This window comes from Acidovorax sp. KPB24-07 (assembly GCF_057543315.1).
This window is the reverse complement of the sequence record NZ_BAAJYS010000222.1, coordinates 1-6,264: the sequence shown is the minus strand read 5'-3', so window position 1 is coordinate 6,264 and position 6,264 is coordinate 1. Positions and strand designations below refer to the sequence as shown.

Here is a 6,264-nt window from a genome sequence, read left to right as displayed (position 1 = left end):
CGGCAGGCCGGTGCGCTGCGCGGGCGGGGCATGGCCTGCGGCGTCCGCAGGGGGGCCCGCGTCCGCCACGGCGGATGCGGCTTCCTGCCGCTCCTTGGCCATCTGTTCCACCAGTTGCTGGCGGCCTTGCCGCGCCACGGCGATGAACTTCTCCTGGTTCTTGTGGTGCGGGTACATGCGGTTGGCCAGGTCGATGTTGTGTTGGCGGAACCGGTCCGCCACGCGCTGGGCCTCTTGTGCCGGCAGGCCCATGAGTTCCAGCACCGTGCGGGCGGTCTTCAGGCTGGACTCGAACAGCTCGCGCTCGACGTGCTCCACGCCCAGATCGCGCAGCGCGTTCCAATGGCTCATGTTGCGGGCGCGGGCCACGATTTTCAGCTGCGGAAAGTGAGCGCGCGCCAGTGCGGCGATCTTGACGGACTGGCCCGTGTCGTCCACCGCGATGACCAGGATGCGGGCCTGCGCGGCCCCTGCGATGCGCAGGAGCTCCAGCCGTGTGGCGTCGCCGTAGAACACGCGGTAGCCGAACGTGTGGGCCACCTCCAGCATCTCCACGCTGTGGTCCAGCACGGTGGTCGGAACGGCTTGCAGCAGCATGGTGCGCGCGACGATCTGCCCGTAGCGCCCGAAGCCCGCGATGATGACCGGCGCCTCCTGCGGCTCGAAGATCTCGGCCGCGGCCGGCACATCGGTCTTGAGCCGCGCATAGCGGCGCAGCAGCACGCGGTCCAGCAGCACCAGCAGCAGCGGCGACAGCAGCATCGACAGCGCCACGGCGCCGATCAGCAGCGACGCGGTTTCGGCCGGCAGCGCGCCCGCCGTCGATGCCGCCTGGAACACGACGAACGCGAACTCGCCGCCCTGCGCCAGCAGCAGCGTCATCACGGGCCGCTCCTGGTACGGCGTGCCGGTCACGCGCGCCAACGCGTAGATCACCACGCCCTTGATGACCAGAAAGCCGAGCAGCACCAGGGCCATCAACCCGGGCGAGCGCATCAGCACGCCGAAGTCGATGGACATGCCCACGGCCATGAAGAAGAGCCCCAGCAGCAGGCCCTTGAAGGGCTCGATATCGGCCTCCAGCTCGCGCCGGTATTCGCTGTCGGCCAGCAGCACGCCGGCGAGGAAGGCGCCCAGCGCCATCGACAGGCCCACGATGACCATCAGCCAGGCGATGCCCACCACCAGCAGCAGCGAGGCGGCGGTGAAGATCTCCGGCGTCCTGCTCTTGGCGATCCAGCGCAGCACCGGGCGCAGCAGCAGCCGCCCGCCCAGGACGATGCCGCCCACCACGCCCACGATCTTGCCCGCCTCCAACAGCAGGTCGGGCGTGGCATGGGGTGCGGCCTCGGCCGCGGCGGCCGCACCCAGCAGCGGCAGCAGCGCCAGGATGGGAATGGCCGCCACGTCCTGGAACAGCAGGATCGAGAACGCCTTTTGCCCGCTGTCGGTGCGCATCAGGTTGCGCTCGCCCAGCGACTGCAGCGCGATGGCCGTGGACGACAGCGCCAGCCCCAGCGCGCCCACCAGCCCCACGCGCCACGGCAGGCCGCAGGCCCACGCCGCCAGCCACAGCAGCGCCGCGCACCCCAGCACCTGCGCGCTGCCCAGCCCGAAGATCGGACGCCGCAGGCTCCACAGCCGGCTGGGCTGCAGCTCCAGGCCGACGAGGAACAGCATCAGCACCACGCCGAACTCGGCGAAATGCAGGATGTCCTGCACGTTGCTCACCAGGCCCAGGCCCCAGGGGCCGATGGCGATGCCGGCCGCCAGGTAGCCGATGATCGCCCCCAGACCCAGCGCCCGCGCGATGGGCACGGCGAGCACGGCCGCGCCCAGGTAGAGGAAGCCGTAGGTGAGCCAGGTGGGTGCGTGGGCCATGGAGAAAGAATGGGGTGGAGAGAGAGGCGGTGAAGGGACCTCGGCAATTTTGCATCGGTAAGATCGGCGGCTCCCGATCCTTTCATCTTCTTTCCTTTCTTTTCCGGCGGACCCATGGACCTGCACACCTGGCTGGCATTTTTGGTGGCGGCTTGCCTCATCGCGATCTCGCCGGGCTCCGGCGCCGTGCTGTCCATGAGTCACGGGCTCACCTACGGCGTGCGAAAGACGGGCGCCACCATCCTCGGGCTGCAACTGGGGCTGCTGCTGATCCTGGTGATCGCCGGGGCGGGCGTGGGCTCGCTGCTGCTGGCCTCGGAGACGGCGTTCAGCGCGGTGAAGATCCTGGGCGCGTGCTACCTCATCTACATCGGCATCGCCCAATGGCGCTCGGGCGATGCGTCGTCCCTGCCGGGCGGGGAGGCCGCGCCGGCGGGCCCGTGGCAAAAGCGCTGCCTCACGGGCTTTCTGACCAACGCCACCAACCCCAAGGGCATCATCTTCATGGTCGCCGTGCTGCCCCAGTTCATGACCGACACGCGCCCGCTGTGGACGCAACTGCTCGCCATGGCGGCCACCATGGTGGCGGTGGACATGGCCGTCATGCACGGCTATGCCGCGGGCGCCAGCGCGCTGCGCCGCCTGCTGCGCAACGCCCGCGCGGTGCGCGCGCAGAACCGCGTGTTCGGCGGCCTGCTGATGGCCGTGGGAACGGGGCTCTTCTTCGTCAAGCGCGGGGCCCAGCACGGCTGAATTCGTTTGCTATTAAAAATATAGCAACATGCCTTAGTGGAATATGCGCTGGAGGGGTTTTTGATTCATACTCCCCAGCCCGGCCCCGGGCGGCGCTACCATCGCCCCCGCCAATCCAACTTTTGACCCCCAGGAGGCGTGCATGCCAGTGATCGCAGTGGCCAATCCCAAGGGCGGCGTGGGCAAATCCACGCTCGCCACCAACATCGCCGGCTATTTCGCCAGCCAGGGCCACGCCGTGGTGCTGGGCGACGCCGACCCGCAGCAGTCGTCCCAACTGTGGCGCGGGCTGCGCTCCCCGGCCGTTCGGCCCATCGGCGACTGGCCCGTGCAGCCCGACGCCATCGGCCGCCCGCCCAAGGAGGCCACCCACGCCGTGCTGGACACGCCCGCGGGCCTGCACGGCGCGCAGCTCAAGTCGGTGCTGCAGCTGTCCGACAAGGTGATCGTGCCGCTGCAGGCCAGCGTGTTCGACATCTTCGCCATCCGTGGCTTCCTGGACGAGCTGGCCCAAAGCCGCCATGCGGCGAACGTGCAGATCGGCATCGTCGGCATGCGGGTCGATGCCCGCACCATCGCGGCCGACAAGCTGGGCGAGTTCGTCGAAAGCCTGGGCCTGCCGGTGCTGGGCCGGCTGCGCGACACGCAGAACTACATCCACCTGGCCGCGCAGGGCCTGTCGGTCTTCGACGTCTCGGCCAGCCGCGTGGCGCGCGACCTGGAGCAGTGGCAGGGCATCTGCGACTGGCTCGACCAGTAGGCCGGCGCGCGCGGCTGTCGCGTGCCCGACAACGCGCACGGCCCGCCCCGGCCTAAAGTGCGCGCATGAAAACCTTCCAGACGTATTCCGAAGTGGCCGCCTGCGTGGGCAGCGAGGTGGCGGTGACCGACTGGATCACCATCACGCAGGCGCAGATCGACCAGTTCGCCGAGGCCACGGGCGACCACCAGTGGATCCATGTCGATCCCGAGCGTGCGGCCCAGGGCCCGTTCGGCGCGCCGATCGCCCACGGGTTTCTCACGCTGTCGCTGATTCCGCGGTTCTTCGAATCGGCGTTCGCCATCGCCGGCGCGCGGATGGGCGTGAACTACGGGCTCAACCGCGTGCGCTTCACTTCGCCCGTGCCCGTGGGCAGCCGCCTGCGCGCGCGGCTCACGCTGCAGGCCTGCGAGCCTGCAGCGCCGGACGGCATCCAGATGACCTGGCTGGTCACCATCGAGCGCGAAGGGTCCGACAAGCCCGCGTGCGTGGCCGAGTCCTTGGCGCGCAACTACGGCGCCGCGCCCTGAAGGCACCCCATGAAAAAGGCCCGCAGGGCGAACCTGCGGGCCTTTTTTTCGGGGAGGGGCTGGGCCGGTCGCAACCGGCCGGGCCGCCGTGCGATCAGATCAGTGGTCGCCGCTGACCGTGTTGCGCGACTTCGCGGCCGCCACGGTTTGCGCCTGCACTTCCTTGCGGGTGACGACCGTGGCGTTGCCGGAGACGGCCAGGGGCGCGGGCACGTCGTACCAGTCGCCGGCGCGGGGCAGGGTGCCGTTCTGGCGGGCGGCCACCAGGTCGGCCACGACGGCTTCACGGGTCAATGCGCTGGAGGCGGCGACAGGGGCGGGATAGTCGGAGCCGTCGCCTTCCACCCCGGCGTGGGCGGCGAAGGCGCTCAGGGCGATGGCGGCAGCGGTGGCGAGAGTGCGGTAGTTGTTCATGATGGTGTCCTTCATTGGTTGGTGTTTCCGGGCAAGGCTGGTCTTGTTGGGGGCCGGTCTTGTCCTGCCTCGGTGGGTCCGCCTTCAGGCTTTCTCATCGATGGGTTGAACTGTACGCAGGGTTAACCCTTTGAAAAACAGCACTCTTGGCAATGAATAATTAACGAAATTGAAATAATCGCGGCCCTTGAAACGCCGTCATTCCTGCAATGGATAGATTGCTGACGATGCGCGTGTTCCAGTCCGTGGTGGACGAAGGCGGCTTCGCCGCGGCCGCGCGCGCGATGGACCTGTCGGCCGCGGCGGTCACCCGGCTGGTTGCCGACCTGGAGAGCCACATCGGCACCCGGCTGCTGCAGCGGACCACGCGCCGGGTCTCGCTCACCGATGCCGGCGAGGCCTACCTGGCCCGCGTGCGCACCATCCTGGCCGACGTGGAGGAGGCCTTCGCCGCGGCCCAGGCCCACACCTCGGAGATCGCCGGCGTGCTGCGGCTGCACGCGCCGCCGGTGCTCGCGGTCCACATCCTCGCGCCGCTGGTGGAGGGCTTTCACCGGGCGCATCCCCGGGTGGTGCTGGACATCCATGTGGACTCCTCGCTGGAGCCGCCCATCGGCGATTTCGACATCACGCTGCTGAGCGACGACGCGGTCTTCGGCGCCAACGTGATCACCCGGCCCATCGTGCGGTCCGACAGCGTGGTGTGCGCCTCGCCCGCCTACCTGCGGGACCACGGCATGCCGCAGGTGCCGCAGGACCTGGCCCGGCACCAGTGCCTGCTGCGCCGGCGCAGCGACACCAAACCCGGGGTGATGCGCCTGTTCGATCCCCTGCTGGGCCACCGGGCCATCGACATCGAGGTGCAGCCGGTCTGCGTGACCAACCACATCGAGACCCTGCTGCGTGCTGCGCTGGATGGCGCGGGGCTGACCTCGCTACCAGTCGATCTGGCTGCGCCCTACCTGCGCAGCGGGCAACTGGTGCGGGTGCTGGCGCCCTGGACGGCGGGGCGCTTCACGCTGTACGCGGCCTTTCCGAGCCGCAAGTTCATGCCCGCACGCACGCGGGCCTTCCTGGATTTCCTGAGCGCCCGCACGCGCAAGTCCGTGGAGGAGGCGCTGCAGGCCCCTGGCGTCCTGGACCAAAACGCGGCCCCGCCCGCCCCGCAGGCCTGAGGGCCGGGCCAGGGCCTTGGCGCATCAGAGAAAGCTGTTTTGCCGCCAGGCTTCGTACACCGTGACCGCCACGGCGTTCGACAGGTTCAGGCTGCGCTGCCCCGGCACCATCGGCAGCCGCAGCTGCTGGGCAGGCGGGAATGATTCGCGCAGCTCGGGCGGCAGGCCGCGCGTCTCGGCGCCGAACACCAGCCAGTCGCCGGCGCGGAAGCTGGTTTCATACACCGTGAGCGTGGCGTGCGTGGTCATGGCGAACATGCGGGTGGCGTCCGGCTCGGCATCGCGCAGGAAGGCGGTCCATCCCGCGTGGCGCTGCACCTCGGTGTACTCGTGGTAGTCGAGGCCCGCGCGCTTCATCAGGCGGTCTTCCATGGAAAAACCCAAGGGTTCGATCAGGTGCAGCCGGCACGCGGTGTTGGCAGCCAGCCGGATCACGTTGCCCGTGTTGGGCGGGATCTCGGGTTCGACAAGAACGATATGAAACATGGCGTCTATTGTCGGCATCTGCGCCGCACCCAGCGCGAAAGCTCGTAAACAAACGTATCCAGGGCTGGTGAGCGGCCCTGGTCAGGGGCTGTCGGTGCGGGCGACCACCACCGCGGTGATGTGCACGGCGCCGGCCTCGCGCAGCACCCGTGCCGCCGCGTGCAGCGTGGCGCCTGTGGTCATCACGTCGTCCACCAGAACCACCCGGCGGCCCGCGATGCGCGCGGCGCGCCCGGGCTCCAGCGCGAACGCGCCGCGCAGGTTG

8 protein-coding genes are annotated in these 6,264 nt (G+C 69.3%); 4 read left to right on the top strand and 4 right to left on the bottom strand.

What is annotated here, in order from left to right:
* A partial coding sequence (gene kefC / locus AC27IQ_RS17720; RefSeq protein WP_487090245.1) for a glutathione-regulated potassium-efflux system protein KefC occupies positions 1-1,881 on the bottom strand: 1,881 nt, incomplete at its 3' end.
* 114 nt (positions 1,882-1,995) lie between these two features.
* On the opposite strand from kefC, the gene AC27IQ_RS17715 reads away from it, so the two are divergent.
* The 3 genes from AC27IQ_RS17715 (at position 1,996) to AC27IQ_RS17705 (ending at position 3,924) form a co-directional block, all read left to right on the top strand.
* A complete protein-coding gene (locus tag AC27IQ_RS17715) occupies positions 1,996-2,634 on the top strand; it encodes a LysE family transporter (protein WP_487090244.1) in 639 nt (212 codons plus the stop codon).
* A 142-nt stretch (positions 2,635-2,776) separates the two neighbouring features.
* Positions 2,777-3,394, top strand: coding sequence for a nucleotide-binding protein (locus AC27IQ_RS17710; protein WP_487090243.1), 618 nt, complete (start codon positions 2,777-2,779; stop codon positions 3,392-3,394).
* 65 nt (positions 3,395-3,459) lie between these two features.
* Positions 3,460-3,924 carry a MaoC family dehydratase gene (locus tag AC27IQ_RS17705; protein ID WP_284393360.1) on the top strand — a complete coding sequence of 155 codons (465 nt, stop codon included), beginning with the start codon at positions 3,460-3,462 and terminating at the stop codon, positions 3,922-3,924.
* A gap of 99 nt (positions 3,925-4,023) precedes the next feature.
* On the opposite strand, the gene AC27IQ_RS17700 is transcribed toward AC27IQ_RS17705, so the two are convergent.
* Positions 4,024-4,338, bottom strand: coding sequence for a DUF4148 domain-containing protein (locus AC27IQ_RS17700; RefSeq protein WP_284405399.1), 315 nt, complete (start codon positions 4,336-4,338; stop codon positions 4,024-4,026).
* 209 nt (positions 4,339-4,547) lie between these two features.
* Here AC27IQ_RS17700 and AC27IQ_RS17695 point away from each other — a divergent pair, with 209 nt between their 5' ends.
* Complete coding sequence (locus AC27IQ_RS17695; RefSeq protein WP_487090242.1) at positions 4,548-5,513, top strand: LysR family transcriptional regulator; 966 nt, start codon at positions 4,548-4,550, stop codon at positions 5,511-5,513.
* Positions 5,514-5,537: 24 nt separating this feature from the next.
* Here the strand turns inward: AC27IQ_RS17695 and trmL are convergent, their stop codons facing one another.
* Positions 5,538-5,999, bottom strand: a complete 462-nt coding sequence (gene trmL / locus AC27IQ_RS17690; protein WP_272565035.1) for a tRNA (uridine(34)/cytosine(34)/5-carboxymethylaminomethyluridine(34)-2'-O)-methyltransferase TrmL — start codon at positions 5,997-5,999, stop codon at positions 5,538-5,540.
* An 81-nt stretch (positions 6,000-6,080) separates the two neighbouring features.
* Positions 6,081-6,264, bottom strand: a 184-nt coding sequence (locus tag AC27IQ_RS17685) for a ComF family protein (RefSeq protein ID WP_487090241.1), incomplete at its 5' end; no start/stop codon positions are given.

Coding starts and splice junctions, on each gene's coding strand:
- AC27IQ_RS17715 (WP_487090244.1), top strand. CDS start 1,996: ATGGACCTGCACACCTGGCTGGCATTTTTGGTGGCGGCTTGCCTCATC.
- AC27IQ_RS17710 (WP_487090243.1), top strand. CDS start 2,777: ATGCCAGTGATCGCAGTGGCCAATCCCAAGGGCGGCGTGGGCAAATCC.
- AC27IQ_RS17705 (WP_284393360.1), top strand. CDS start 3,460: ATGAAAACCTTCCAGACGTATTCCGAAGTGGCCGCCTGCGTGGGCAGC.
- AC27IQ_RS17700 (WP_284405399.1), bottom strand. CDS start 4,338: ATGAACAACTACCGCACTCTCGCCACCGCTGCCGCCATCGCCCTGAGC.
- AC27IQ_RS17695 (WP_487090242.1), top strand. CDS start 4,548: ATGGATAGATTGCTGACGATGCGCGTGTTCCAGTCCGTGGTGGACGAA.
- trmL (WP_272565035.1), bottom strand. CDS start 5,999: ATGTTTCATATCGTTCTTGTCGAACCCGAGATCCCGCCCAACACGGGC.